The organism is Microcystis wesenbergii NRERC-220, assembly GCF_032027425.1.
GTDB lineage: Bacteria > Cyanobacteriota > Cyanobacteriia > Cyanobacteriales > Microcystaceae > Microcystis > Microcystis wesenbergii_A.
In genome coordinates this window covers 245,149-270,967 of the sequence record NZ_JAVSJA010000001.1, presented here as the reverse complement: position 1 = coordinate 270,967, position 25,819 = coordinate 245,149, and the positions used below count along the sequence as shown (strand labels likewise).

Annotated in this window: 26 protein-coding genes, 1 tRNA gene and 1 pseudogene; 13 read left to right on the top strand and 15 right to left on the bottom strand. The window is 41.3% G+C overall.

All coding sequences use genetic code 11. From position 1 onward, the window contains the following. Nucleotides 1-9: 9 nt before the first annotated feature. The 4 genes from upp to RAM70_RS01325 form a co-directional block, all read right to left on the bottom strand. On the bottom strand, nt 10-663 hold the full coding sequence (upp, locus tag RAM70_RS01340) for a uracil phosphoribosyltransferase (RefSeq protein ID WP_045360084.1): 654 nt from the start codon (nt 661-663) through the stop codon (nt 10-12). Nucleotides 664-893: 230 nt separating this feature from the next. Beyond that, entirely contained in the window at nt 894-1,076 is a 183-nt protein-coding gene (rpsU, locus tag RAM70_RS01335) for a 30S ribosomal protein S21 (RefSeq protein ID WP_002738938.1), read from the bottom strand. A gap of 66 nt (nt 1,077-1,142) precedes the next feature. Further along, the gene (locus RAM70_RS01330; protein ID WP_002781887.1) at nt 1,143-1,496 is read right to left on the bottom strand and encodes a metal-sensing transcriptional repressor; all 354 of its coding nucleotides are present in this window, start codon (nt 1,494-1,496) and stop codon (nt 1,143-1,145) included. Between the two features lie 90 nt (nt 1,497-1,586). Then, nucleotides 1,587-1,850: a hypothetical protein gene (locus RAM70_RS01325; RefSeq protein WP_045360085.1), complete on the bottom strand. Its 264-nt coding sequence runs from the start codon at nt 1,848-1,850 to the stop codon at nt 1,587-1,589. A gap of 345 nt (nt 1,851-2,195) precedes the next feature. Between RAM70_RS01325 and RAM70_RS01320 the strand changes: the two genes are divergently transcribed. Next, a complete protein-coding gene (locus tag RAM70_RS01320) occupies nt 2,196-2,666 on the top strand; it encodes a hypothetical protein (protein ID WP_045360086.1) in 471 nt (156 codons plus the stop codon). Between the two features lie 29 nt (nt 2,667-2,695). Here RAM70_RS01320 and RAM70_RS01315 read toward each other — a convergent pair whose 3' ends face one another. The 3 genes from RAM70_RS01315 to RAM70_RS01305 all read right to left on the bottom strand — a co-directional run bounded on the left by RAM70_RS01315 (nt 2,696) and on the right by RAM70_RS01305 (nt 6,663). Continuing rightward, complete coding sequence (locus tag RAM70_RS01315; RefSeq protein WP_190381222.1) at nt 2,696-4,585, bottom strand: ABC-F family ATP-binding cassette domain-containing protein; 1,890 nt, start codon at nt 4,583-4,585, stop codon at nt 2,696-2,698. Between the two features lie 755 nt (nt 4,586-5,340). Then, nucleotides 5,341-6,210, bottom strand: a complete 870-nt coding sequence (locus RAM70_RS01310) for a bile acid:sodium symporter family protein (protein WP_045360089.1) — start codon at nt 6,208-6,210, stop codon at nt 5,341-5,343. 255 nt (nt 6,211-6,465) lie between these two features. Next, nucleotides 6,466-6,663 carry a hypothetical protein gene (locus RAM70_RS01305; protein ID WP_312671991.1) on the bottom strand — a complete coding sequence of 66 codons (198 nt, stop codon included), beginning with the start codon at nt 6,661-6,663 and terminating at the stop codon, nt 6,466-6,468. Between the two features lie 120 nt (nt 6,664-6,783). On the opposite strand from RAM70_RS01305, the gene RAM70_RS01300 reads away from it, so the two are divergent. The 3 genes from RAM70_RS01300 to RAM70_RS01290 all read left to right on the top strand — a co-directional run bounded on the left by RAM70_RS01300 (nt 6,784) and on the right by RAM70_RS01290 (nt 9,199). Then, the gene (locus RAM70_RS01300; RefSeq protein ID WP_312671990.1) at nt 6,784-6,912 is read left to right on the top strand and encodes a hypothetical protein; all 129 of its coding nucleotides are present in this window, start codon (nt 6,784-6,786) and stop codon (nt 6,910-6,912) included. A 510-nt stretch (nt 6,913-7,422) separates the two neighbouring features. Beyond that, complete coding sequence (locus tag RAM70_RS01295) at nt 7,423-7,896, top strand: CRR6 family NdhI maturation factor (protein ID WP_045360095.1); 474 nt, start codon at nt 7,423-7,425, stop codon at nt 7,894-7,896. Between the two features lie 94 nt (nt 7,897-7,990). Next, nucleotides 7,991-9,199: a 4-hydroxy-3-methylbut-2-enyl diphosphate reductase gene (locus tag RAM70_RS01290; RefSeq protein WP_312671989.1), complete on the top strand. Its 1,209-nt coding sequence runs from the start codon at nt 7,991-7,993 to the stop codon at nt 9,197-9,199. A gap of 579 nt (nt 9,200-9,778) precedes the next feature. Here RAM70_RS01290 and RAM70_RS01285 read toward each other — a convergent pair. Both RAM70_RS01285 and RAM70_RS01280 read right to left on the bottom strand, forming a co-directional pair. Further along, nucleotides 9,779-9,964, bottom strand: coding sequence for a hypothetical protein (locus RAM70_RS01285; protein WP_002798718.1), 186 nt, complete (start codon nt 9,962-9,964; stop codon nt 9,779-9,781). Between the two features lie 16 nt (nt 9,965-9,980). Beyond that, on the bottom strand, nt 9,981-10,814 hold the full coding sequence (locus tag RAM70_RS01280; protein ID WP_045360099.1) for a hypothetical protein: 834 nt from the start codon (nt 10,812-10,814) through the stop codon (nt 9,981-9,983). A 459-nt stretch (nt 10,815-11,273) separates the two neighbouring features. Between RAM70_RS01280 and bchL the strand changes: the two genes are divergently transcribed. The 6 genes from bchL to RAM70_RS01250 all read left to right on the top strand — a co-directional run bounded on the left by bchL (nt 11,274) and on the right by RAM70_RS01250 (nt 17,477). After that, nucleotides 11,274-12,143 (top strand): ferredoxin:protochlorophyllide reductase (ATP-dependent) iron-sulfur ATP-binding protein, encoded by an 870-nt coding sequence (bchL, locus tag RAM70_RS01275; RefSeq protein ID WP_045360101.1) that lies wholly within the window; start codon nt 11,274-11,276, stop codon nt 12,141-12,143. 128 nt (nt 12,144-12,271) lie between these two features. Next, nucleotides 12,272-13,036, top strand: coding sequence for a DUF5331 domain-containing protein (locus RAM70_RS01270; protein ID WP_190380267.1), 765 nt, complete (start codon nt 12,272-12,274; stop codon nt 13,034-13,036). 16 nt (nt 13,037-13,052) lie between these two features. Continuing rightward, the gene (locus RAM70_RS01265; RefSeq protein WP_190380266.1) at nt 13,053-14,453 is read left to right on the top strand and encodes a ferredoxin:protochlorophyllide reductase (ATP-dependent) subunit N; all 1,401 of its coding nucleotides are present in this window, start codon (nt 13,053-13,055) and stop codon (nt 14,451-14,453) included. A gap of 170 nt (nt 14,454-14,623) precedes the next feature. Beyond that, nucleotides 14,624-15,916: an AAA family ATPase gene (locus RAM70_RS01260; RefSeq protein WP_045360106.1), complete on the top strand. Its 1,293-nt coding sequence runs from the start codon at nt 14,624-14,626 to the stop codon at nt 15,914-15,916. A 1-nt stretch (nt 15,917) separates the two neighbouring features. After that, the gene (locus RAM70_RS01255) at nt 15,918-16,562 is read left to right on the top strand and encodes an RloB family protein (protein ID WP_190380265.1); all 645 of its coding nucleotides are present in this window, start codon (nt 15,918-15,920) and stop codon (nt 16,560-16,562) included. Nucleotides 16,563-16,673: 111 nt separating this feature from the next. Continuing rightward, a complete protein-coding gene (locus RAM70_RS01250; protein ID WP_190380264.1) occupies nt 16,674-17,477 on the top strand; it encodes a nucleoside phosphorylase in 804 nt (267 codons plus the stop codon). Here the strand turns inward: RAM70_RS01250 and RAM70_RS01245 are convergent. The 4 genes from RAM70_RS01245 to RAM70_RS01230 all read right to left on the bottom strand — a co-directional run bounded on the left by RAM70_RS01245 (nt 17,474) and on the right by RAM70_RS01230 (nt 22,216). Next, nucleotides 17,474-18,403: a DUF1350 family protein gene (locus RAM70_RS01245; RefSeq protein ID WP_190380263.1), complete on the bottom strand. Its 930-nt coding sequence runs from the start codon at nt 18,401-18,403 to the stop codon at nt 17,474-17,476. The genes RAM70_RS01250 and RAM70_RS01245 overlap by 4 nt on opposite strands. Before the next feature lie 220 nt (nt 18,404-18,623). After that, on the bottom strand, nt 18,624-21,143 hold the full coding sequence (locus tag RAM70_RS01240) for a glycogen/starch/alpha-glucan phosphorylase (RefSeq protein WP_045360111.1): 2,520 nt from the start codon (nt 21,141-21,143) through the stop codon (nt 18,624-18,626). A 303-nt stretch (nt 21,144-21,446) separates the two neighbouring features. Next, nucleotides 21,447-21,740 carry an RNA-binding regulator gene (gene rbp / locus RAM70_RS01235; RefSeq protein ID WP_045360113.1) on the bottom strand — a complete coding sequence of 98 codons (294 nt, stop codon included), beginning with the start codon at nt 21,738-21,740 and terminating at the stop codon, nt 21,447-21,449. Between the two features lie 221 nt (nt 21,741-21,961). After that, the gene (locus RAM70_RS01230; protein ID WP_008198594.1) at nt 21,962-22,216 is read right to left on the bottom strand and encodes a DUF3493 domain-containing protein; all 255 of its coding nucleotides are present in this window, start codon (nt 22,214-22,216) and stop codon (nt 21,962-21,964) included. Between the two features lie 59 nt (nt 22,217-22,275). Between RAM70_RS01230 and RAM70_RS01225 the strand changes: the two genes are divergently transcribed. Both RAM70_RS01225 and RAM70_RS01220 read left to right on the top strand, forming a co-directional pair. Next, nucleotides 22,276-22,347: transfer RNA gene (locus tag RAM70_RS01225), tRNA-Thr, on the top strand. Between the two features lie 72 nt (nt 22,348-22,419). Then, nucleotides 22,420-22,587 carry a hypothetical protein gene (locus RAM70_RS01220; protein WP_190380454.1) on the top strand — a complete coding sequence of 56 codons (168 nt, stop codon included), beginning with the start codon at nt 22,420-22,422 and terminating at the stop codon, nt 22,585-22,587. On the opposite strand, the gene RAM70_RS01215 is transcribed toward RAM70_RS01220, so the two are convergent. Together RAM70_RS01215 and RAM70_RS01210 are read right to left on the bottom strand one after the other, a co-directional pair. Continuing rightward, nucleotides 22,565-23,068 carry a sll1618 family protein gene (locus tag RAM70_RS01215; RefSeq protein WP_190380455.1) on the bottom strand — a complete coding sequence of 168 codons (504 nt, stop codon included), beginning with the start codon at nt 23,066-23,068 and terminating at the stop codon, nt 22,565-22,567. The genes RAM70_RS01220 and RAM70_RS01215 overlap by 23 nt on opposite strands. Before the next feature lie 39 nt (nt 23,069-23,107). Then, a pseudogene (locus tag RAM70_RS01210) lies at nt 23,108-24,064 on the bottom strand (Rpn family recombination-promoting nuclease/putative transposase). Nucleotides 24,065-24,312: 248 nt separating this feature from the next. On the opposite strand from RAM70_RS01210, the gene RAM70_RS01205 reads away from it, so the two are divergent. Next, nucleotides 24,313-25,818: a Ycf46 family AAA ATPase gene (locus RAM70_RS01205; RefSeq protein ID WP_312671988.1), complete on the top strand. Its 1,506-nt coding sequence runs from the start codon at nt 24,313-24,315 to the stop codon at nt 25,816-25,818. Nucleotide 25,819 lies beyond the last annotated feature (1 nt).

Below are 25,819 nucleotides of genomic sequence, written 5' to 3'. Positions count from 1 at the left end.
CTTTTTCTCCTAATAGGTTCCAAAAGCTCGATCGCCGGCATCGCCCAACCCCGGCACGATATAACCGCGGCTATTTAATCCTTCATCGATAATAGCCGTATAGATGTTCAAGCTGGGATAATTTTGACTCAATTTCTGTAAAGCCGGCGGGGCAGCCACGACAGAAATCAGGCGAATCAGGGCAGGATCAACGCCTCTGCCGGTAATTTCTGCCATTGCCATTGAAATTGATCCCCCCGTGGCTAACATCGGTTCAAGAATTAAGACTCTCGTGGCTGGATCAAAACTGGCCGGTAATTTATTTAAATAACAACTCACCTCTAGGGTTTCCTCATTTCTGGCTAAACCGAGGTGATAGGTACTAGCTAGGGGTAAAAGGCTTTGGGCCCCTTCCAACAGGGCTAATCCTGCCCGTAAAATCGGGACTACGGCGATCGGTACCCTAGGATCGATAAAAGTAGCCGGACATTCCGCTAGAGGGGTTTTAACGCTAGTTTCCAGGGTCGGCAACCATTGCCGCGCCGCTTCGTAGGTTAACCAGCGGCCTAGTTCCGTCATCGCTGTTTTAAACAGTACCGAGGGGGTATTTTGATCCCGTGCGATCGCCAACCAATGCTTAACCAGAGGATGTTCGGGAACATAGACGCGCAGTTGTAAAACCATGAAAACACTAGAACTCGATCGAGGGCTAAACTTTATCTTAAGCGAAAAAGCCTTCAGTAATCAGTGATCAGTAATCAGTAATCAGTGATCAGTAATCAGCTTTTTTCTCCCTATCTCCCCATCCCCTAACCCCACTTACCACTCCCCACTTCCCGCTTCCCAACCCCCAAAACAGAGGTTAAAATAAAAGCAAGCCAGAAGCTTGCGAGCGGCTTCTGACTTGGGTAATTTTAACGACGACGGGTTCTTTGTCGTCTCCGGGCTACTGCTTTACGCTTTCTCTTTTCTTGAGGGGTTTCAAAAAATTGATGCTTTTTGATATCCGCATAAATTCCCGCTTTCGCTACCTGTCGCTTAAAACGACGCAGGGCTGATTCGATCGCCTCGTTCTGACCAACTACCACTTGGGTCATTAACCTAATTCACCTCCTGTAATCGCTCTCTGCCTAAAAAATGCCAACTTCTCATTATAGCACAATCTAGGGTAAAAAGCGATCCAAGGCGGCCTTTAATTCTTCTATTTCTGTCTCGATACTACCTTCTTGGGCAGCCCGGGCAATACATTCGCTCAGATGTTCGTCGAGGATCATTCTGGCCACACGATCAATCGCCCCGCGAATAGCGGCAATTTGCATCAAAACTTCGGGACAGGGACGATTTTCCGATACCATCGTCTTGATGCCGCGAATATGTCCTTCGATCCGCGAGAGACGGTTAATAATTTGCTTCAGGGAAGCTTCGCTATGGACGTGGGGGGTCCCTTTTGACTCGTGGTCATGGCCCGTCTCGTCGTGGTTGTGAAGGGGGTCGAAAGGGGTAATTTGATTAGTCAAGGGCTTACTGTCAATTCAGTTATACTCTCTAGTGTGCCACAGTTGCGGACCCCGGCCCCTGGGATGGTTTTGTCCGGTTTAAATTTGCGTTCAGGGGTCTTCCCTTTGCCAATCGGGGCAATTTTCCTCTTGATTCCAACCGGAGGGATGAAATCCACAAATTAGACGCTGACGGGTTTCTCGACTCTGACCGTAGGATTGGCCGTGGTAGTGACGACAACCGATGCAGGTTTGGGGACGGGAGGAAGGCACTTGATTAAAACCAAGTTGCGATCGCAAAATCTGACACCGCGATTGATAATTGTGCCAGTTTTTGTAAATCGCTCTTTGTCGGATAAAATTAGCCCTATTCATGATGATCAGTGATACTAAATCCTGTTTAAAAGGTATAGTAAAGTGGGGAGAAGGGAGAGGGGTGTGGGGAGAAAAAAGCCGAAGTCTGATAACTGATCACTGATAACTGAAATAACCTACTAAGTAGTCGTGCAAAATTAATTTCCTAGTCGAGACAGGAGACGGTCGTCAGGAGACGGTCGTCAGGAGACGGGAGACGGGAGACGGGAGACGGGAGACGGGAGACAGCTATTAGGGATCGGATTTGAGTTTTCAGTTCACTGTTTCCTCACACCAGAAGTCTGACGGAGTAGTGGCTTAGATGTGTAATTAATTTTGCTTAGGTACTTATAGTTCAGATTGACCATGAAAAAGATGATATTGACTTTACTATTAGCTTGGCTTTTAGTTGCTAACATGAATAGCCAAGGGGTTTTAGCGGTGACGATCGATTTTCAATGGTCGGGGGAAGGGGGCTATACAGCTAAAGGTTCTTTTAGTTATGATGAAAAAACGGCCCCGACTATCTTTTCGGAAAAAGGTTCGGGAAAAACGCAAGTTTTAGAAGATTTTCAGGTATCTTTTTATGATAACAGTGGTCAAGAGATCGCTAAATACGATAATGTCAGCGAGGGAATTTCCTCGGCTAATTATTTTCAGTTTAATTTTAATACCAAAACCGGTCAAGTTTTCGGCTCGATCGATCTAGGGGGTGAAGGGATGGGGGAAATCTATCTTCAAGGGGTGGTTAACGATAATTTGGCACTCTTGCGGGTGGAGTCGGCAGATCTGATCATGGATGAGGATGATTCACCGGAAATTATCACTCGGTTTTAACTAAATTGATCGGGAAAATAGGGATTATCCTAGCCTAATTTTTCCGCTAATTCTAACCAGCGATCGGTTAAATTATCAATTTTTTGACTCAATTGAGCTAATTCTTCGGTCAGAGCGGTTATTTTGGTAAAATCTTCTAGGGGTTCTCCATAAAGTACCTGTTCAATTTCAGCTTTTTTTGCTTCTAAAATTGGTATTTGTTTCTCGATATCTTCGTATTCTTTTTTCTCTTTAAAAGAGATTTTCTTATTGACGGGTGACGGAGAAGCTTTAACAGTTTTTGGGGTGACTTTTTTTTCTTTTGGTTCCTCCTCCTCTTTTTTCTGATCGAGATAAAGGGAATAATTACCCGGATATTGACGGATATTCCCCCCGGTTTCAAAGGCAAAAATAGTATCAACTACTCGATCGAGAAAATAGCGATCATGGGAAACGACAATCACACAACCGTTAAAGTCCTCTAAATATTCTTCTAAAATTGCTAACGTCTGCACATCGAGATCATTGGTGGGTTCATCTAAGATTAAAACATTAGGCGCACTCATCAAAACTCGTAGTAAAAATAAGCGTCTTCTTTCCCCTCCAGAAAGTTTATAAATTGGTGCATACTGTTGATCGGGAGGAAAGAGAAATTTTTCTAACATCTGGGAAGCGGTGATCACGCTGCCGTCTAGGGTTTTGACTAATTCGGCCACACTTTTCAGATATTCGATCACTCTTTGATTTTCGTTGATATTGAGATCATCGGATTGTTGATCGAAGTAACCAATATGAATAGTGGAACCGATGTCAACCGTGCCTGAATCGGGGAGAATTTTCCCGGTAATAATATCCATGAGAGTAGATTTTCCTACCCCGTTACTGCCAATAATACCGATGCGATCTTCGGGAGTAAAAATATAGGTAAAATCTTTAATTAAAGTATGATCGCCGTAAGCTTTCGATATCTTTTCTACTTCAATAACTTTTTTGCCGATGCGTCTTCCTGCGGTGGCAATATCGACTTTTCCCTCCACCTGTTTAAATTCCTTATTACCCATTGCTTGAATGCGATCGATCCGCGCTTTTTGTTTGGTACTGCGCGCTTTTGGTCCCCGGGATAACCATTCTAATTCCCGTCGTAAAACTCCCGCGTGTTTGCGTTGACTACTGGCGATCGATTCTTCCGCTAAAGCTTTTTTTTCTAGATAATAGGCATAATTACCAGAATAAGTAGATAAATCTCCCCGATCGATTTCAATGATGCGATTAGTCACTCGATCGAGAAAATAGCGATCATGAGTAATTAATAATAATCCTCCTCGAAAACGGGACAAATAACTCTGTAACCACTCCACGGAAAGCGCGTCTAAATGGTTTGTGGGTTCATCCATCAATAAACAGTCAGGATCGGCTAAAAGTGCGGTAGCGATGGCGATTCTTTTGCGATATCCCCCCGATAAATCGCCCACGCGAGCATTAAAATTATCGATGCCCAGTTTACTTAAAATAACTTTAGCATTGGTTTCTAAATCCCAGGCGGCAAGTTGATCAATTTGTTGCGAAACCCTTGACAAACGTTCCATAATAGTATCCAGATTTTCTGGCTCATGGACAAGGCGATCGGACAATTCCTCGTATTCCTTGATTAAAGTCATACTTTCGCCACTATCGGCGAAAACCTGCTCTAAAACCGTTTTATCGTCGTCTAGATCGGGTTGCTGGGGTAAATAGACGATTTTCATCCCCGAATTGATTTGAATTTCGCCGCCATCGATCGCTTCTAATCCGGCGATCATTTTCAACAGGGTCGATTTTCCCGATCCATTCGTACCAATCAGGCCGACTTTATCGCGATCATCGAGACTAAAACTCGCATCTTTGAGAATTTCCTTGATACCGAAGTCTTTTTTGAGCGATCGAACCGTCAGCAGTGTCATGATTTCTGGGAATAATCCTTCTTTTCTATTGTAATGTCTAGACTAATGCAAGCGCTAGATTACGGCGTTTCCGATCAGTGGGAAATGTTCAGGCATCAAATAGGGTTGTCATACCTGAAATAAGCGCCTAGTAAAGTTTTTAGCACCTCGGCTGCCTAGAAAAGGTCAATCCCGACCAATCTTATAACTGTTTATGTGTGCCGATCTTTTGTACTAATGTAGTAGCAAACTCGGCTATTGAAGCGGGGAAGGGAAGGCTGCGAGGTGTAACCTATCCCTCTTCTGTTACTCTCGGGAACGGGAAAACAGAAATGACAAGTAAAAACGGATGACAACAGAGAATTTATCGATCGATTAAGTTGAGTATATAGAAAAGAAAAGTAATAAACCTCTTGCATAATTAATGTTTCAGGGTTCAAAAACGGCAAAAATAAGGATTAAATGGCATAAAATCTGTAAATAGATTATTTAATTGATTATTATTTATTCTTAATTCTCCTGACTACTGACTACTGGCTACTGACTCCGTTCGGCTGAGCTCACGGCCGAAGCCTAACCCTAACAACAATTTTTGATTTTCACAAGAGGTCTAATGAATTAATCGAGGAGTAAAGAAAACACAGAGCCAAGCTTTTAAGCGATTCAAGTAACCGAAAAACTCGGCCAATAATCGAATATTATTACTGAGTAATGTTTACTAATAACGGAAAAAGTATCCCGCTCCCTTCTCCCCATCACCCTATCACCCCATTTACCTATTTTACCAAAGCTGCTTTTTTGCGACCATAATAAACAGCAATAAAAGCGCTGACATACATCCATAAACTATAGACCATTGCGGGAATGGCTAGATCGGGATTCTTTAATAAACCGGCAGTGATAGCAATAGCTAAAGTGCCGCTTTGAATACCTACTTCAATTGCGATACAAATTCTTTGGGGAATAGTTAATTGAAATAAACGACCACTGAAAAACCCAATTAGGGAAGCAGTCGTGTTTAAAATGATCACTGCCAGGCCAGTTTGAGCGATAAATAAAGGTAAACGTTGCCATTCTCTCAGGATTAATAAGCAGATAATAACCGCTAGAAAAATCACGGCTAAACGATTAGTTATCGGTTCCAGACTTTTGGCCAGTAAAGGGAAGTAATGGCGGATAGTCATACCGATAATCATGGGTAAAACTATAATCAAAAATATCTGCGCCATAGTGGAACCAATGGGTAGGGAGATGGCGGCACTTTCACCCATAAAATGCTGGAGAATTAAACTAGCTAAAAAAGGTATTGTGAAAATGGTGATGATGCTACTAAAAGCCGTTAAAGTAACACAAAGGACCACATCTCCCTTAGCTAAATAGGTTAAAACATTGCAGGAAGGACTGCTGGGGCAAATAGCGATAATCATTAAACCGACGGCAATTTCTGGCTGGAGAGGCAAAAGAGAAGCAATAATAAAGCCGACGATCGGTAGAATAATAATTTGATTGACTAAACCGATCAGGACTGCTTTGGGATAACGGGTGATACGCTGAAAATCGGCGGGAATTAATCCTAATCCCATGCCTAACATTAAAACGCCTAGGGCAACGGGTAAGAGGATATTAGTAAAAAAGTCGGCCTGCATGGGATAAAAGCGGAGAAGATGCGCTTATTTTCCCATAAATTGACTAATTTATTCGTGTCCCTAGTTACCGATTTTGCCGACTAAAAAACCCCCAGTGTGCAGAGGGGGTTAAATTGTAGGAGAAATCCAATCATGAGGATTTTAGTCCAGTTCCCCTTGCCGCTCCGGGATGATATCCTAGTCATACTTCAGTTGCTTGGTGGCAACCATGGGATCACAGCCAGGGAACTGCTGATGCGACTGCCACTTTCGACATCAGCAATGCCTAGGAAATGTTGCCGCAGGACTTGCATCAAGAATAACGAGGGCAAATTTTCCTTCTAAATCCCACAATCCTTGAATTCCCTTCCATTGATAAATTGCTAGGGCGATCAAGGTGGTAGATTTTTGGTGGACGATAGGTGAATTTTCGCAGTGTTTTCCCTTCTCGATCGAGGGACAGTTTTTTGTCATCTAAGTTGTGTGTAAACATAGCAACCCTCCAGATCTCTACAGTTCTATTGTACCTTTATTCCTGGTTCGAGTGCCGGGGACTGTAATAATGTGTATTATTCGTCAGAGAAGACTCAACCGTTGTTTGTTTTAAAGGTAGTCGCAAGTGTGAGCGGATTAATTTTCCTGAGCTTGTTCACCGATTCCCTCACCACGATTACCGGTTTACTCTTTGCTTCTTTGCGCGATCGAGTTCGAGGATTTCTCTAGGGTAAAGTAATTGATAAAGTAGCTAATTTCCCCGATATCACTCTCTTTGATAATCCCGATGGATTGAACTTAATTAAGTTAAGGGAAAAAGGGTTAAATCCTCTAAAATAATTATCCTGAGAATTGGTCATTTTTGAGAAACCGACTGCCTCCCCTGCTGCTAATGCAGAATAGGAAATCTAGCAAATGTTTCGCACTTTAGCCACCGATAAAATAACCATAGTAATTAGTCATCGATTAGCTCTTTGTCAAGCGGAACTGATGAGCAAACGAGGACAATATCACCCTAATAGTTATCAATCTAAAAAACCCGGTGTGCAAGGGAGGTTAAATTGTGGGAGAAATCCAACCTTGGGGATTTTAGTCCAGTTTCCCTCTCTCACTCCGGAGTGAGAGAATAGTCATACTTAGTTTTTTTGTCCCGATCGAGAGTATTTTCTGAGATAGATCATTGCCGATCTGGGGATAAAAAACCGTAATTTCGCCCGATATAACCTTTTATTTGCCCCTATGACTGTCAAAATCGCTCTTAACCCCAATCAGATTCAAAATCTCGATCTCTCATCCTTAGAGACTATTATTCAAGATTATCAGTCCCGATCAGCGATCGCCGAACTAGAACAAGCTCTACAATTAGAGATAGATTATCCTCGCGCAGAGGGTGATATGCGGGAATTATCGGAGATACCAGAAGTCAGGCTGTGGTTTCTGCGTTTAGATGCGGTTTATCCCTGGTTAATCTTTATTCTTGACCCAAAAAAGGGAGAAATCGCCCGTTATGCTGCTATGTTGGTCCCCCATCAATTCCATCGCGGGGAAGGAATTCAATATAACCCCGAAGCTTTAGAGATTTTTGTGATGCAAAAACTCTTTATTTTGTCTGATTGGCTGAAAAGTCAGCAAATTCCTGCTTTATCTCGCTTAAAATTTTTCGCTCAACAGTTTGGTTACGATATCGATGAGGAATTTCTCTCTAGTCTCTAAAGACCCCCTGCGCTGACTAGATAAGGTATTTTTAATATATGGCAAGCTACTGTCTCGCCCAATTTAGCGCCACCAATACCCCTATCAGAGAATCATGGATACAAAATCCTTTAAACGCACCCTACAGCAATCGGATAACTATAACCGCAAGGGATTCGGTCACAAAGAGGAAGTAATGGATGCGATGACCAATGAGTATCAAAGCGACCTGATCCAAGAAATTCGTGAAAATAATTATCGTTTACAACGGGGGGACGTGACGATCTATCTCGCTCAAGCTTTTGGTTTTTGTTGGGGGGTAGAACGCGCGGTCGCCATGGCCTACGAAACTCGTCAACATTTTCCCCAGGAACGTCTCTGGATTACTAACGAAATTATTCACAATCCCTCGGTTAATCAGCGTCTGCGCTCCATGGCTGTGGGTTTTATTCCGGTGGAAAATGGCCAAAAAGACTTTAGTGTGGTGGAATCGGGGGATGTGGTGATTTTACCCGCTTTTGGGGCTAGTGTCTCGGAAATGCAAATACTTAACGACAAGGGTTGCATGATTGTGGATACCACTTGTCCTTGGGTTTCTAAGGTGTGGAATTCCGTGGAAAAACACAAAAAAAGCGCCCACACTTCGATTATTCACGGGAAATATAATCACGAAGAAACGATCGCCACTAGCTCTTTTGCCGGCACTTATCTAATCGTTTTAAATTTGGCTCAAGCTAATTATGTCGCTAATTATATTCTCCACGGTGGCGATAAAAACGAGTTTTTAGAGAAGTTTAAAAATGCCCATTCCCAGGGTTTCGATCCCGATCGTGATCTAGATTATATCGGTATTGCCAATCAAACCACGATGCTGAAAAGTGAAACGGAGGAAATTGGCAAACTCTTCGAGCATACTATGTTGAGAAAGTACGGACCGATCGATTTTAAAGATCATTTCATGAGTTTTAATACCATCTGTGATGCCACTCAAGAGCGTCAAGATGCCATGTTTGAACTGGTGAAAGAACCGCTTTCTTTAATGGTGGTAATTGGCGGTTATAATTCCTCTAATACCACTCACCTACAGGAAATAGCGATCGAGCGTGCCATTCCCTCCTATCATATCGATAGTGCCGAGCGCATTCTCCCTGGTAATCGCATCGAACATAAACCTTTAGGTGGCGATTTAATCATCACCGATAACTGGTTAAATGAGGGAAAAATTATCGTCGGAGTGACTTCTGGTGCGTCCACTCCCGATAAGGTGGTAGAAGAGGTAATCGAGAAAATTTTTGCGTTCAAATCTTCTTTAGTCCCCGGTTAAGTAGCCTAGGTGTGTTAGCCTTTGGCAATGGCTGCATCTCATATCACAAACAGGAGATGCAGCCGATATTTTTATCGATAAGATTGCTCAGAAACTGACGACCACAATCTTGACATTGACGTTAGAACCGTTGGATTCTTCTCGTTGAGTGTATCTCATATTTGCAGAAATACCGACAATCAGCAATTATCAGCTTCTGAAGGCAAGAGGCAAAAGACAGAATCTGACAATTCTCCTACCTAAAAAGAAGGTTAGAAACTAGGCACATCAAAGCTTTTAGCTTAACCAATTAGGTCTTAGATTCGGTCGAGTGACTTTTAAATTATTACAGATATATCAGCAGCTGCGTGTAAGCATCCCACCGAAAAACTAATGCGCGAGGGGTTTGGGGACGGCGCTTGCGTCCCCAACGGGGGGTTTGGGGGGTAGAACCCCCCAAAAGCTTGGATTGAGTGATAAAATCGAAAGTAACGCCCGACTTTAGCCGAGAGTTTCCCCTTAAAAATCCCAACTTAGTAGATTTACAAAAATGAGATGCAGCCTTCTCGTTTCTGTCTGGAAGGAAGAGCCAATATTTTCCTAAAAACGGCGGGTTTTATCGATTCCGTAGATAATTCCCGTCACCACGGAGGACAGAATTAATAACAAAATTAATCCTCCGGGTAAAAAAGATAATATTCCCATGCCGCGCAATATATAAACTAACACGGTGACTAATAGGAAACCGAAAAAAAGAGACTTTAAATAACTAGAATTTGAGCGCATTTACTTAGATTAACACTTACTCTTGAGTTAAGTTTAACTTTTCGGCAATCATTGCCAGGATTTTTTCTTCCCTTTTTCCGTTACTGATAGATTCCAGTAAACGGCTATTGAGAATAATTTTTTCCCCATTCGCTAGGGTTAAAATAATCCGTCGGTAATTAGACCCCAAAAAGCCTTTGTAATCTTCCACCTTTGCCTCAACAATTCTCCCTAGAAGATAATCACTTTCACTTCTAAAAATTAAATGTTGTCGCTTACGGGTTAGGGTAGCGGTACCCTGATTAAAGACATAACTCTCCCAATAGCTGACATCATAAAGTAACAATAAACCTGACAATAAGCATAACATACCCCAGAGATAATAGGGATAATTATGGTGCTGTTCTAGCATTGCTGACAAGGTATCTAGGGGACTTTTGGCAATAATTTCCTGAGCTTTATATCTATTCACAAAACTCTCAAATCGAGTTTTAAAATCACTAGCTGACTGCACATCTCGAAAATTCTCGATGTAGAGATAGTTATTTCTTCCCACCAACAAAACCGTGTTATTAACAGTTTTTTTCTGCTCAACACTGATAAAAACTTCCTGATAGACAGCCGTAGCTTTAATGTGAGTTAAAGAAAAATTCTCCCGACTAGAAACAGGAAAATTATACTCTTGGACATATTGACAATCTATTCTTTTTGTGCCTAACCTCATGCAGTTGAGATAAGCGCGCTGGAAAGAAACCAAATATGCTAAAAAGAGCAAGGGAAACCCAGCCAGAAAAAACGCCAGAAAAGGACGATATTTAGGAGCCTTATTCTCTAATAAGAGTGTAGTCAGCGTTTTCTGCTTAACTCGCATAGGAAACCCTACAGGTACTTTCCTCTAATTCTACTACAGGCTTTTTCGGCATCCTTCTCAGGATCGATTTATTTAATCTTCTGACGGGGAAAATTGTAATGATTATTCACGAAAATCTGACATCGGTCTCTAGGCTGCCTCTATCTTGACCCTTTTTGTCCTGGTTTGCCACGGTAAAACGCTGTTTATCGAGTTTTTGCAAAGCTTTGACGTTTTTTGTTTATTGTTTGTATTTAAAGTAAATATATAAACAAAGCTGTTTTTATAAGTTTTTATCAATTTCATAAACTCTATAAGCTCTAAAAAATTATTAATCTAATTTTTACGCTTTCAATCTCACTCTAGCTATAGCAGATAAAAATTGAGCCTCTTTCCAAGGGGTGGGGAGATGGTCAATAATTACGATCAAAGCACTGATAAACAAACTCACCATTCAAGCGTACATTTAGGAGAACTTCCATGCCTTTAACACTCGCAGTCTACGGAAAAGGTGGCATCGGTAAATCGACAACAAGCTGTAATATTTCGGCCGCTTTAGCCAAAAGAGGCAAAAAAGTCCTACAAATAGGCTGTGACCCCAAGCATGATAGCACCTTCACTCTGACAGGCTTTCTTATTCCCACAATCATCGATACCCTACAAGAAAAAGATTTTCACTACGAAGACATCTGGCCCGAAGACGTTATCTATGACGGTTACGGTGGTGTCAAATGTGTGGAAGCGGGTGGCCCTCCGGCCGGTGCCGGTTGTGGCGGTTACGTCGTCGGGGAAACGGTGAAATTATTAAAAGAATTGAACGCTTTTGATGAATTTGACGTGATTTTGTTCGATGTTTTGGGGGATGTGGTCTGTGGGGGATTTGCCGCACCCTTAAATTACGCCGATTACTGCATAATTGTCACGGATAACGGCTTTGATGCTCTTTTTGCCGCCAATCGCATCGCCGCTTCCGTCCGCGAAAAAGCGCGCACCCATCCCCTGCGACTAGCCGGATTAATTGGTAATCGCACCTCAAAACGCGATTTAATTAATAAATATGTGGATCATGTTCCCATGCCAGTGTTAGAAGTTTTACCCTTAATTGAAGATATTCGCGTCTCCAGAGTTAAAGGTCAAACTCTCTTTGAAATGGCCGACAAGGATCCGATGTTAAGTTACGTTTGTGACTATTATCTCAACATTGCCGATCAGATTTTAGCCAAACCAGAAGGAGTTATTCCCAAAGAATCTGCCGACCGGGAGTTATTCACTTTATTATCGGATTTCTATCTTAATGCCGATAAACCCAAAGTTAACGCCGAGGCAGAATTAGAGCTAATGATGGTTTAATTCCGGAAAAAATCTCGTCTGGTGGGTTAAGGAAAACCTGGCCCACCACCCAACTCGATGATGATAATTTTTCCCTCTTATTGGGAATTATAATAGAGAGAACATCATTATTCAGCCAAGGGGACAAAATGAGCAACTTTGAGGAATTAAAAGCCAACTTACCGAGGCAATGGTTAGATTACTACCAAAATAATCAAGCTTGGATTAAGTGTTTAATGAATTCTAGAGGTTCGTGGCGAAAAACTCCCGACGGAGGTAAACGTCCTAGTGCTGACATAATTATAGCGGCAGCAACAGCTTTAGAACCTAAGTTATCAGTGTGGATGTATCCCTTGTGTCAACTTAGTTCCGATGGGGACAAACTGCTAGAAGTCTTAGGACTAAATTTTGATTCTGAAAAAAAGGAGTTGGAAAAATCGGAAAAAGAATTACTGATTTCTACTTCGCACACTGAAGATCTCAACGGATTCCGAGAAAAACAATTATCAGTCGAAAAAAACAAAGTAATTATTTTTGAGGAATTGCTAAAAATCTTACCCGATAAATGGTTAGATTACTACCAAAACAATCAATCTTGGATTAAGTCTTTAATGGATTCTAGAGGCTGGTGGCGAAAAACATCAGACGGAGGTAAACGTCCGAATTTTTACATCATTATAGGTGCAATGACCGTTTTAGAATCTCAATTATCAGTGTGGATGTATCCCTTTTGTCAGCTTAATTACGATGGAGACAAACTTCTAGAAGTTTTAGGATTAAACTTTGATCCTGAGAAGAAACAACTAGAAAAGAAAGAAAGAGCATTAAGTAATTCTGTATATCCTACTGAGGATCCTGTACTGCAAAAAATCCGCCAAGAGTTACAACGAGAAAACCTAAATAAACCAAGTTAAAGGAGACCCCAAAAACATGACCGCTATTCAAGAACCGAGCGCTTTACAATTTGATTGTGAAACTGGCAACTATCACACCTTTTGTCCGATTAGCTGTGTCGCTTGGTTATACCAAAAAATCGAAGATAGTTTCTTCCTTGTTATCGGCACAAAAACCTGTGGTTACTTCCTGCAAAATGCTATGGGGGTGATGATTTTTGCCGAACCGCGTTATGCTATGGCTGAATTAGAAGAAGGGGATATTTCCGCTCAACTAAAAGACTACGAAGAATTAAAACGCCTCTGCTTACAAATTAAACGAGATAGAAACCCTAGCGTTATCGTTTTTATCGGTACTTGTACCACCGAAATTATCAAAATGGACTTGGAAGGATTAGCACCGAAACTAGAGTCAGAAATCGGTATTCCTATCGTGACAGCGCGCGCTAATGGTTTAGATTATGCTTTTACCCAAGGGGAAGATACCGTCCTCGCTGCCATGGTGCATAAATGTCCCGAAAAAGTTAAGCATGAAAACGACAAAGAAGAACGGAATGCCATCCAAAAACTCTTAACTTTTGGACGGAAAAAAGAAGAAATTAAACAGGAAGAATCGGAATATCAAGACCATACTCCTTTAGTTTTATTTGGTTCCGTTCCCGACCCGATTGTGACTAATTTAACCCTAGAATTGAAAAAACAAGGAGTTAAAATAGATGGTTGGTTGCCAGCAAAACGGTTTACCGAATTACCGGTAATTGAGGAAGGTTATTATGTCGCTGGTGTCAATCCTTTTCTATCACGAACTGCCACCACTTTAATGCGTCGTCGTAAGTGTAAATTAATTGGCGCACCCTTTCCCATCGGTCCGGATGGAACTCGCGCTTGGATAGAAAAAATCTGTTCGGTTTTGGGAGTACAACCCCAGGGATTAGAGGAAAGAGAGGCAAAAATTTGGGAAAGTTTAGAGGATTATCTGCAACTTGTGCGCGGTAAATCGGTCTTCTTTATGGGGGATAATTTACTAGAAATTTCTCTGGCACGTTTCCTAATTCGTTGCGGGATGACTTGTGATGAAATCGGTATTCCCTACATGGATAAACGCTACCAAGCAGCCGAATTAGCATTACTAGAAAAAACCTGTAATGATATGGGTGTTCCCATCCCGAAAATTATCGAAAAACCTGATAACTACAATCAGATTCAGCGCATTTACGACTTAAAACCCGATTTAGTGATTACAGGAATGGCCCATGCAAATCCCTTAGAAGCGCGGGGAATTAACACTAAATGGTCGGTAGAATTTACTTTTGCTCAAATCCACGGTTTTACCAATGCGCGAGATATTTTAGAGTTAGCTACTCGTCCCCTGCGTCGCAACAATAACCTCAAGGAATTGGGTTGGGATAAGTTAGTTAAAGAGTCAGCAAAAGTGTAAATTTGTTGTCAAAAGTGTACAATTCTTAGGTAAGGAAAATCAATTCCTTACCTTTTTTACTGTGATTGTTTGCTGATTCTGAGGACAATTCTTGTTCAAATGCTCAACAAGTGCATAAAATAAAAGTATCGTCTCCTTTATTCCTTAGAGACTGTTAGGGTTAATATGCAATGCTCATCGGATTTAGTGTCGGCAATTATCGCTCTTTTAAAGATGTAGTCACTCTCAGCATGGTAGCTGCGGAGGATGCCTGTGGTAATGATGAGCTTGATAAAAATAATGTTTTTAAGGTTAATCAACAAATTAGTTTACTGAAAAGTGCCGCTATTTATGGAGCAAATGCCAGTGGTAAGAGTAATTTAATTCTGGCATTCAATTTTATGCGACGGTTTGTCATGAATTCTGCAAAATTACAAATCACTGACAAAATAGATGTGGAACACTTTAGATTAAGTACCGAAACTGTTGATAAACCATCCTTTTTTGAAATAGTTTTTCAGCTAAAAAATAAAACTTATAGATATGGATTTGAAGTAACTCAAAAGCGAGTAGTTTCCGAATGGTTATTTTGTACGCCCAGAAGTCGTGAAACTAAAATTTTTAATCGGCAAGACGATAAAATAGAATATAGCAAAAATATTGAACAAGGTAATATACTAAGAGGATTGACCAAAAAAAATACTCTGTTTTTATCACTAGCGGCTCAATTTAATAATTCTCTAGCGGTGGAAATTGTCTCTTGGTTTAGTCACTTAGGTGTTGTGTCTGGGTTAAATGTGGAATTATTAAAAGAGATTACGCTTGAGTATCTTTCTGATAGACAAGATTTGATTTATGATGTGACTAAGTTAATTAAAAAATTAGATTTAAGTATTGACAATCTCAACCTAGAAACAGAAACGAGAAAAATTTCCTTAGATAGTTTCCCGCAAGATTTACAGGATGTTGTCAGAAATATCATCAGTGACTCTAGCGGTGAAATAAAGTCCGCTACCATAAAAACCTATCATCCAAAGTATGACTCAACAGGTAAAATGATTGAGTTAGAAATTTTTGATATGGACAATCATGAATCTGATGGAACTAAAAAGATTTTGGCTCTGTCAGCACCGATTTTAGACACTTTGCAAAGAGGGGAAGTTTTAGTAATTGATGAATTGGATGCCAGACTTCATCCTTTAATGACTAGAAGTATAATCGAATTATTTAATTCTCAGAAAACTAATCCCAAAAATGCTCAACTTATTTTTACTACTCACGATATTAATTTACTTAGTCATAAATTTTTAAGGAGGGATCAAATTTGGTTTACCGAAAAAAATCATCAAGGAGCAACAGATTTATATTCTTTGGTGGAATTTGCTGATATTAATAATAATAATACCTTTGAAAAAGATTATATTCAAGGTCGTTATGGAGCAATACCTTTTATTGGTAATTTAAGTACAATTATTGGTAATTAGTATGGGTAAAAATAGGAATACTTCCGATTATTTGCGTCGCCAAATTAAGACTAGAGAAACAAGAAAAAGATTTTTAATTGTTTGCGAGGGAGAAAAAACTGAAGTTAACTATTTTAAGGCTTTTACTGTTCCTAATAAAATTGAATTTATGGTGAAAGGTGAAGGTAAAAATAGCTTGAGTTTAGTCAACAAAGCTATTAAGATGATAGATAATCTAAAAAAAGATGACTCATTTGATCAAATCTGGTGCGTTTTTGATAAAGATAACTGTTCTAAAGAGCAATTTAATCAAGCGGAAGGACTGGCTAAACAAAAAAATATCAAGATTGCCTATTCTAATGAAGCTTTTGAAATTTGGTTTATTTTACACTTTCAATATCTGGATATTGCCACATCCCGAAGTGAATACCCAAAAATTTTAAATACTCAGATGAAAAAGTGTAAATTATTAAACGAAAAAGAACAATATGCAAAAAATCGAGAGGATATGTACGAAAAATTAAAGCCATACCAGACAACAGCAATCACTAATGCAGCAAAACTTATTCAAGATAGAGATGAAGCAAAAAAACATCCTTTTGATGCCAATCCCTCAACCACAGTACAGGAATTAGTGCAAGAACTTAACATCAATAGTCGTCCTTAAGCTTGATTCTCTTTTGTCAATAATTAAATATTTAATTTCAATTTAAACCTAAAGTTGTTATAATAACCAAAAGCCTATTTAACCAAAGTAACTGCTCTTAATTTAATTTAAATGTCCAATAACTTATCTCACCAAAAACCCTATCATCTCAACTTTAGCAGTGAGGATTTAGGCACAGTAAAACCGACTATCACCCTATTATCGGGGGAACCAGAACGCTCGCGCTATATTGCTGAAACTTATTTACAAAATGCACGTTTACTATCGGATTATCGCGGATTAAATAGTTATCTTGGCTACCTAGATAATTCTACCCCAATTCTTCTGGCTACCAGTGGCATGGGTGCGCCATCTTTGAGTATTGTAGTTAATGAATTAATACAGGTGGGAATTAAAACTATTATTCGTATTGGTACTTGTGGCGCAATTCAAAATAGAATAAAAATTGGTGATATTATTATCTCGCAAGCGGCTTTATGTAGGCAAGGTGCAGCTAATGATATTGCTCCTCCGGAATATCCCGCAGTGGCGGATCCTTTTTTGACAGTTGCTCTAGTCAAATCGGCTCAATTTTTGGGAGTAAATTATCATGTAGGTATTACCGCTTCTGTGGATAGTTTTTATGAAGGACAGGAAAGAATCCTGTCTTCTGCTAACCCTTATCTTCAGCGTCATTTAGAGGGAATTACGGAAGAATATCGACGTTTAAATATTCTCAATTATGAAATGGAAGCGGGAACTTTATTTAAAATGGCGGGGGTTTATGGATTTACTGCCGCTTGTATTTGTGCTGTGATTGCCCAAAGAAGCGAAGAGGAAGGGATTAGTTTAGAAAGCAAACAACAAGCCATTGAAAAAGCGATTCAGGTGGCAATATTGACCGTTAGCAACCTCTCCCTATCCTCAATTGATTAACTTTCAGAAATCATCTTCATTAAGACTTCCTCTTTTTCCTGACTTTGGGGATAACAGGAGATGAGTTTAGCTCGTAATTCCTGAATTGATTTAATCACATTATCGGCTAATTCTTGGTCGCCATTGCGCCAGCCAAGGGGTGCTAGATGGGTGCGATTGGCTAAGGGAACTACTGGTTTTAAGAGTTGTTGACTTAGTTCTTTAATGAACCAGGCTACCGTATCTTTAGCCTGTAGATCCTTAGCAAAGGCGATAATTTCCAAGAGTCGAAATAGCTTACTATTGCTAATTAAACAACGGGTTTCCTGCACGTTTGGCTGTACATCTAAACCCAAACTCTGCACTAATTTAGCTAGAGCAGCTATGGGAATTGCACTATCTATGCCAGCAATTACAGGAGCCAGTAAAAGCGAGGGTTGATTTTTCAAAGATACGGTATGGACATCGGTATTATTCAGCGATTTTTGGATATCTTCGGCTTGATTTTTGCCGACACAACCACTCAAAACCTTTTCTAGTTCTGTGTTTTCCACATCACTTAAAACCTCTAAAAGCGAGATATATTTACACCCTAAACTATGGCCCATCCCAAAATAATTAGGATTACCAGCAGTGGGATACTCTAAATACAAATCAAGGTTATCTTCATAGCCTAAAAACTTAGCTTCTTCATAAATAGCCTTTCTCAATCCAATCAAATCTTTGACCATTTCTATGGAAACATTCCAATGACGAAAAGTAAAACGATAGGGAATAGCAATAATAGTATAGCCTCGTTCAAAGACTTGTTTGAGTAGATAACGATAGAACAGATTGGGAAAAGCGCCGAAGAAAGCACCACCGATAAAATAAACAACCCCAATCGGTTTAGGATTGATAGCAACCCAGGGAAATTGTAGGGGAATAAACTTAAATTTTGATGTCATTGTTTTTCGGTATGTAATTGTTAATTTGGCAATTAGGGAAACAATCTTATAATGATTAAAAATCTCGGCGGACAAAATAATTTATCGCCTTGTCTAATCGGGGTACATTGATTTGCTCAAAAAAGTGTATTTTGTTGCGAATATGTAATTATTTTTGACAAAAGTAAATTCTCACCCAAAAAAATTTGGGGCGGAGATTAACCCACCCCGAAACGTCTTCTTAGTCTTCTAAACTAATCTTGACCGGATTAACTTTCCAAATCTCTTGACAATATTCCCAGATTGTGCGATCGCTAGAGAATTTCGCCATACGAACCGAGTTGAGAATCGACATCCGCGTCCACTTGTCCCGATCGCGATAAGCTTGACTTACCTGTTCTTGACAATCAGCGTAGGATTGATAATCAGCTAAAAGCATATACTGGTCATCGTAGAGGAGCGAATCAACGATCGGCCTGAATAATTCCGTGTCACCATGGCTAAAATAACCACTTTTAATTCGATCGATCACTCCCTTCAATTCGCGATTATTTTTGTAATAGCTCATCGGTTCATAACCGTGGGCCTTCTTAGCATAAACTTCTTCTGCTGTCAAGCCAAAAAGGAAGAAATTTTCTGCCCCTGCTTCCTCGCGAATTTCGATATTAGCGCCGTCCAGAGTTCCGATGGTGAGGGAGCCATTCATGGCAAACTTCATGTTACCAGTTCCGGAAGCCTCCTTACCCGCCGTGGAAATCTGTTCGGAAAGATCCGCCGAAGGATAGATGCGCTGACCCAAAGAAACGTTAAAGTTAGGCAGGAAAACCACTTTTAAACGACCTCTGACATCGGGATCCTTATTAACAATTTCAGCTACAGCATTAGTTAACTTAATAATTAACTTCGCCATAAAGTAACCGGGGGCTGCCTTACCACCAAAGATAAAAGTGCGCGGCACGATATCGACGTGGGGGTTCTGTTTAATGCGATTATAAAGGGCGATAATGTGCAGAACTGCCAGATGTTGGCGTTTGTATTCGTGAATCCGTTTTACCTGCACATCGAAAATCGAATTAACATCCACCTCGATATTGCGGGTTTTCAGCATATAAGCCGCTAAATCGGCCTTATTCGCCTGTTTAATTTCATACCAACGCTGACGGAATTCAGGATCATCAAGGTATTGTTCCAGTTTTCGCAATTCCTTCAGGTCTTTTAACCAATCATCGCCGATTTTTTCGGTAAATAGTGCCGATAATTGGGGATTGCTCAATAAAATCCACCGGCGCGGGGTGACACCATTGGTTTTATTGTAGAATTTTTCCGGCCAGAGCATGGCAAACTCTTTCAGGGTGTCTTTTTGCAGTAACTCTGTGTGTAAGGCAGCGACTCCGTTAATCGAGTGACTACCCACACAGGCTAAATTAGCCATGCGAATTTGTTTATTACCCCAACCAGCTTCTTCAACTATCGACAATTTGCCCAATAATTCCTCGTTATCGGGAAACCAAGTCCGCACATCCTCGAGGAAAAAGTGATTGATCAGATAGATAATTTCTAGATGTCGGGGCAGCAGTTTGCCGAGTAGAGCCGCTGACCAACGTTCTAGGGCTTCTGGCAATAGGGTATGATTGGTATAAGCGAAGGTTTTTTGGGTAATTGTCCAAGCTTTTGACCATTCTAAGCCGTTTTCATCCACTAACAAACGCATTAACTCAGCGATCGCAATGGCGGGGTGAGTGTCGTTCAGTTGAATAGCGGCGGTTTCGTGGAAGTTTTGCAGATTTTTGTGGCTTTTTAGGTGAATGCGAATTAAATCTTGCAGGGAAGCGGCCACAAAAAAGTATTGTTGGGCGAGACGTAATTCTCGACCGGCGGGGGTGTTATCGTTGGGATAAAGGACTTTAGAAATGGTTTCTGCGTCCATTTTTTCAGCCACGGATTGATCGTATAACCCGGCGTTAAAAGCCTCAAAATTAAACGATTCACTCGCTTCTGCTTTCCAGAGACGCAAAGCATTAACCGTGTTGGTTTTGTACCCCGGGACGGGGGTATCGTGGGGAATGGCTAAAATCCGACGTTCCGGCAGCCATTGGACCCGTTCCTGTCCCTTATCATCGTGATAGATTTCCGTCCGGCCCCCCAGTTTTACTTCCACACTTTCATCGGGACGGGGTAATTCCCAAGGATTGCCGAAGCGTAGCCAGTTATCGGGGATTTCCACCTGCCAACCGTTTTGGATGATTTGATGGAAAATGCCAAATTCGTAGCGGATCCCGTAACCGATGGCGGGAATTTCTAGGGAAGCGAGGGAATCGAGGAAACAAGCCGCTAAACGCCCTAAACCGCCGTTGCCGAGGCCGGGATCCGGTTCCTGTTCGATAATTTCCTCAAAATCAAGACCTAATTCCTCGATCGTCTCTTTGATTAGGTCATAAATACCCAAATTAGCCAGATTATTACCTAAATACCGCCCCATGAGAAATTCGGCGGAGAAATAGCAGACGAGTTTAACTTTTTCTTGTTTGTAGGTGTCGGTGGATTTCAGAAAACGACGCAGCAGGCGATCGCGAACGGTGTAGGCAAGGGCGACATAGTAATTGTAGGGACTAGCATTAGTGCGGTTAACCCCTTGCAAATAAAACAGATTGTCCAGAAAAGCCCGTTTTAGGGTTTCGGGACTCATGCCCGTGCGATCATCTTCAATTAAAGTGGGGCATTGAAGCGCTTCGCGCCCATCAGCTATATAGGTTGTCTCCATCGGTTTTTGTTGTCCATATATTCGGGAGTTGATCGCCGATCATACCTGATGACGATATCCTTTATAGTTTACTTGTTACCTTTTAGAGAGACTCAGACATTTAGATTTCTATTGGTTTTGAGCGAAACGGCGATCGTAATTAAGCTGCCCGCACATTTAAATTGCTTGTTGAGATGAGGCACTCTTGCAAGAGGCAAGGGGGGGTGGGCTAATCTAAGGATAGGCGGTTAAGATGCGTCTTAGCTTATGGACAAAAAAAGGGTGAACCCTGTCCACCCTCCCACAATTATTCACAAAAAAAGCTTAATAGCGTTTTTTTCTGTCACCACCACCACCATTGAAGGGTGCGCGCTCTTCACGCTCGCGGGCTTCGTTAACTTTAATTGATCGCCCCATCCAGTCAGCACCATCTAGTGCCTCAATTGCGGCGGCTTCCTGGGCTTTACTTTCCATTTCCACGAAGGCGAAACCGCGTTTGCGCTGTGTCTCTTTGTCAACGGGAATATGAACCCTCTTAACCTTGCCGTACTCTGCAAAGACATCGACCAGATCTTCTTGGGAAATCTCGTAAGAGAGATTACCAACAAAAATAGACATAATACTTGAATCCTCGATCAATACTCGAAACGGTGTGGAGACACAAAATTCAGGGAGAAGCCGAACAATACTAAAGTAAAAGACTTACCGAATTAATACTGAAAACGAACTTGAACACCAATCTTGACTCTCCCTCCGATCATAACACAGAAATATTGGAGTTAATGTTAACTTTTATTCTCTGGGGAAAGAGACCGTTTTGGCTATCAGCCGCTACTACCTCAACCGCCAGCTTTTTTTTCCCGACGAAATAACCAAATCATCAGGGCCACCACCCCGATTTGTAGGGCAAAATTGGGTAAGGCGGTGGCTACGTCCCTTGCTGCCGCTAATTGGGCCAGAAAAACCACCGCACCAATAAAACCAGAAGCACCTAAACCGAGATAGATAAACTGCCGCAGTCCTCGGTAGGGATTGGCCGCCTCCGCTTTCAAGCGGGCGTATTTTTGGGGATCGAGTCGAGGGGATTTGCTCATAAAAAAATTTTTCTAGCTGTGTATCTATTGTCCGTGATATAATCGGGAATTGGCAATGTGCCGATGTAGCTCAGTGGTAGAGTAGTTGATTCGTAATCAATTGGTCGTGGGTTCAAATCCCATCATCGGCTTGGGATTTTCCTGCCCAAAGTTGACTAGGAAATACCAGTACAGTGGTTAAATGCCTTGATTTTGTTCCAGCTATGCCAAAACTCCCCCAGGTTAAGGCCTTTGCTGGGGATTTGCTGAAACTAGGCCATTTTAGCACCAAACAAGAGGTAAAAGAGTTAATTGATCGGGCTGAACAGTCCCTATTTCAGGCTAAGGCTTTGGCCAAAAATCAGCTAGTTAGTGGAGAAAAGGTTGAATGATTTCTGCGATCGCCTGACGTTGGCAATCGTCATATCCCCAGCGCTCTAGAAAGGCTTGATATTCTCCTTGTCCTGTGTTTAAACTGGTGGCTAATTGTTGTAATTTTTCCCCTAAGGACGGCGATAATAACTGTTTAATTAGTTGACAGGTTTTTTCTTGGACTTTCTCAGAACCTTGGGCGTTTTCTTCGTCTCCTTGACCGCGATGATAGATGACCATTGCCGTGGACATAGCTAGATTTTTGACTAATAATTCATTGACCAATATCGGGGAAGTTTTTAAAGCAGTGATTACTTCTAAACTAGGATATTTCGTATAGGATAAATCGCTGGTTAAGTAAGTAACAAAAAATCCCCTAGCTCCATTTTCTGTCGAGACTAACTCAGTAAATTTCTGAGTGATTATATTGGTATCTAAAAACTCAATTTGACTTAGTAAATATTGAGTTTGTTCGATAGCATTTTCAAAAGTTATACTCATACCCATAAATAGCCTTCTGTGAAGTTTAAGAGAAAAATACTAAGCATCTAAAGCATTTAACCAATTAGTTAAATCCTCCCATGTCGAAAAATCTAATAAAGCTTCCCCCACTCGTTCCAGATCATCAATATTCAAGGTAATAATCCGACTCTCTATATCCACATCAATATCTCCTAACTTACGTTTAATCAGACGGACAATTAGATTTCTTTCTCTTGCTAAACCCCGTTCTAAACCCTGTTCTAAACCCTGTTCTAAACCCTGTTCTAAACCGCGGCGCATCCAACTGGTGGTAATCTGCATAACTCCCTCCTGTTCGGGTTGAATAAATGTGCTAATCTCCTGTTGAAATTCTATCTCCTCGGACGAGTTGAGATTGAGATAGGTATCGACAAAGCCTGAAATCAATTGCATTCTAGCAGCATCTAATCTTAATGTTACCAATAATCTTAGACATTGTGCCTTAACTTTTGCTCTATCGCGAGCAGCAATTTTCATCTTGGCCATCAAAGCGGCGGCGACGGGATTAGCTTGATTGAGAAAATCTCGCCAATGCAAGCGATTTAACTGGACAACTTGATAGTTAAATTCTAACACTTTTAAGTCAGGAAACTCAATTTTGTATTGACGAATTGCTTCTTTTTGCGGACGCTCATAGGAGAATATGACAATGGGATAAACTGGTAAGGCAAATTTTTGATGCAGACGAGCGAAATAAGTAAACATTCGCCGATTAAATTCCGGTTGAGAGCTAGACTGTGCTTCTAGATGAATTAAGAAAAATGATGATTATCCTCGAAATTGCACTTGGGCGACTAAATCACTTTCATACTTTTCTCCTTCCGTGACATCGGTAAAGACTTCTTTATCTAAAAATGTGATCTGATTAGGCTCTAAATAATTAATAATCTCGGAAAAAAACAACTGAATAAATTCAACAAAAAAAGTCGAAATTAATTCCTTAAATAAACGATCATGGTCAATAATATTATTCATACATAGCAGTTATCCTAATGGTGAGGTAGGAAGTTTTCCTTTGGGGGAGTCGGTCGCCGGCCGTCGATATCAAAATTAGGTTACACTTCATCTTTAGGAGAAAGGCGGTCAATTACTCGTTAAGACTACACCAGAACAGGGAGCTGCGGAGAAGAAGTCCGAGCATTTGTACTAAAATATCTAATAGACGGCTAACTGCTATATTTTCTGATGACGATATAAATAGCAAAAACTATAGACGAATAGCTATGAGCTTTGGTGAAGAATTTGAATTACTGCTGCGGGCCCGCTATCCTCTCATCTATGTTACCACCCTAGAAGAGGAACGTCTCGAAAAAGCGATCGCCGATATTGCCAAACAGAGCCATAACCGTGCTGTCTATGTCTGGGATTTTGTGGATGGTTATCAAGATAATCCCAATAATGAGAACTTTGCTCGGCGTAATCCCCTCCAAGCTCTTGAATTCGTCGAAAAGCTGCCGACTAACATCGCCGCGATCATAATTTTACGCGATTTCCAGCGCTTTTTAGAAGATATTTCCATCGCCAGAAAATTGCGAAATCTCGCCCGTTCTCTGAAATCTCAGCCCAAAAACCTAATTATCGTCGCTCCCGAACTGTCTATCCCCTCGGATCTAACCGAAGTAATCACCGTCGTCGATTTTCCCCTCCCCAGTGGCGAAGAAATTAAACAGGAAATCCAGCGATTAATCGCTGCCACCGGACAACCCGTCAAAGAACCACTCCTCGATGAATTAGTGCTTTCTGCCCAAGGATTATCCCTAGAGAGAATTCGTCGGGTTTTAGCCAAATGTTTAGCCAGTCACGGCAAAATTGAGCCAGAGGACGTGGAATTAATTTTGGCAGAAAAACGCCAATCAATTCGTCAAACCCAGATATTGGACTTTTATCCCGCCACAGAGCAGATTTCTGACATCGGCGGCCTAGATAATCTCAAAGATTGGCTGATTCGTCGCGGTGGTGCCTTTAGTGAACGCGCCCGCGCCTACGGTTTACCCAATCCCCGGGGTTTACTATTGGTGGGAATTCAAGGGACGGGTAAATCCCTGACAGCGAAAGCTATTTCCCATCATTGGCACTTACCCCTACTGCGTCTAGACGTGGGGCGTTTATTTGGCGGATTGGTGGGAGAATCGGAATCGCGCACCCGTCAGATGATTAATCTCGCCGAAGCTTTAGCCCCCTGTGTGCTGTGGATAGACGAAATCGATAAAGCTTTCGCCGGAGTGGATGGAAAAGGCGACGGGGGAACCACCGGGCGGGTTTTCGGGACTTTTATCACTTGGTTAGCCGAGAAACAATCGCCGGTTTTTGTCGTCGCTACAGCTAATAACATCCAATCTTTGCCCCCAGAAATGTTGCGAAAAGGACGCTTCGATGAGATATTTTTTGTCGGACTACCTAGCCAAAAGTCCCGCGAGGAGATTTTTAGCGTTCATTTGGGGAAAGTCCGGCCCCATAATCTAAAAAGTTATGATATAAAGCGACTAGCCTACGAAACTCCCGATTTTTCGGGGGCAGAAATCGAACAAACCATCGTGGAAGCGATGCACATCGGGTTTAGTCAAAATCGCGACTTTAGCACCGATGATGTGCTTGAGGCCGCTAGTCAGATTATACCCCTAGCCCGCACTGCCCAAGAACAGATTCAATTTCTACAGGATTGGGCTAAGTCCGGTAAAGCTCGTTTAGCCTCTCGCGATGATCGTTTTAATGTCAATCCTAACAGTTAAT

Bases quoted from the DNA above. Each gene is read 5' to 3' on its own strand.
- upp (WP_045360084.1), bottom strand. From the start codon at position 663: ATGGTTTTACAACTGCGCGTCTATGTTCCCGAACATCCTCTGGTTAAG.
- rpsU (WP_002738938.1), bottom strand. From the start codon at position 1,076: ATGACCCAAGTGGTAGTTGGTCAGAACGAGGCGATCGAATCAGCCCTG.
- RAM70_RS01325 (WP_045360085.1), bottom strand. From the start codon at position 1,850: ATGAATAGGGCTAATTTTATCCGACAAAGAGCGATTTACAAAAACTGG.
- RAM70_RS01320 (WP_045360086.1), top strand. From the start codon at position 2,196: ATGAAAAAGATGATATTGACTTTACTATTAGCTTGGCTTTTAGTTGCT.
- RAM70_RS01315 (WP_190381222.1), bottom strand. From the start codon at position 4,585: ATGACACTGCTGACGGTTCGATCGCTCAAAAAAGACTTCGGTATCAAG.
- RAM70_RS01310 (WP_045360089.1), bottom strand. From the start codon at position 6,210: ATGCAGGCCGACTTTTTTACTAATATCCTCTTACCCGTTGCCCTAGGC.
- RAM70_RS01305 (WP_312671991.1), bottom strand. From the start codon at position 6,663: ATGACAAAAAACTGTCCCTCGATCGAGAAGGGAAAACACTGCGAAAAT.
- RAM70_RS01295 (WP_045360095.1), top strand. From the start codon at position 7,423: ATGACTGTCAAAATCGCTCTTAACCCCAATCAGATTCAAAATCTCGAT.
- RAM70_RS01290 (WP_312671989.1), top strand. From the start codon at position 7,991: ATGGATACAAAATCCTTTAAACGCACCCTACAGCAATCGGATAACTAT.
- RAM70_RS01285 (WP_002798718.1), bottom strand. From the start codon at position 9,964: ATGCGCTCAAATTCTAGTTATTTAAAGTCTCTTTTTTTCGGTTTCCTA.
- RAM70_RS01280 (WP_045360099.1), bottom strand. From the start codon at position 10,814: ATGCGAGTTAAGCAGAAAACGCTGACTACACTCTTATTAGAGAATAAG.
- bchL (WP_045360101.1), top strand. From the start codon at position 11,274: ATGCCTTTAACACTCGCAGTCTACGGAAAAGGTGGCATCGGTAAATCG.
- RAM70_RS01270 (WP_190380267.1), top strand. From the start codon at position 12,272: ATGAGCAACTTTGAGGAATTAAAAGCCAACTTACCGAGGCAATGGTTA.
- RAM70_RS01265 (WP_190380266.1), top strand. From the start codon at position 13,053: ATGACCGCTATTCAAGAACCGAGCGCTTTACAATTTGATTGTGAAACT.
- RAM70_RS01260 (WP_045360106.1), top strand. From the start codon at position 14,624: ATGCTCATCGGATTTAGTGTCGGCAATTATCGCTCTTTTAAAGATGTA.
- RAM70_RS01255 (WP_190380265.1), top strand. From the start codon at position 15,918: ATGGGTAAAAATAGGAATACTTCCGATTATTTGCGTCGCCAAATTAAG.
- RAM70_RS01250 (WP_190380264.1), top strand. From the start codon at position 16,674: ATGTCCAATAACTTATCTCACCAAAAACCCTATCATCTCAACTTTAGC.
- RAM70_RS01245 (WP_190380263.1), bottom strand. From the start codon at position 18,403: ATGACATCAAAATTTAAGTTTATTCCCCTACAATTTCCCTGGGTTGCT.
- RAM70_RS01240 (WP_045360111.1), bottom strand. From the start codon at position 21,143: ATGGAGACAACCTATATAGCTGATGGGCGCGAAGCGCTTCAATGCCCC.
- rbp (WP_045360113.1), bottom strand. From the start codon at position 21,740: ATGTCTATTTTTGTTGGTAATCTCTCTTACGAGATTTCCCAAGAAGAT.
- RAM70_RS01230 (WP_008198594.1), bottom strand. From the start codon at position 22,216: ATGAGCAAATCCCCTCGACTCGATCCCCAAAAATACGCCCGCTTGAAA.
- RAM70_RS01220 (WP_190380454.1), top strand. From the start codon at position 22,420: ATGCCAAAACTCCCCCAGGTTAAGGCCTTTGCTGGGGATTTGCTGAAA.
- RAM70_RS01215 (WP_190380455.1), bottom strand. From the start codon at position 23,068: ATGAGTATAACTTTTGAAAATGCTATCGAACAAACTCAATATTTACTA.
- RAM70_RS01205 (WP_312671988.1), top strand. From the start codon at position 24,313: ATGAGCTTTGGTGAAGAATTTGAATTACTGCTGCGGGCCCGCTATCCT.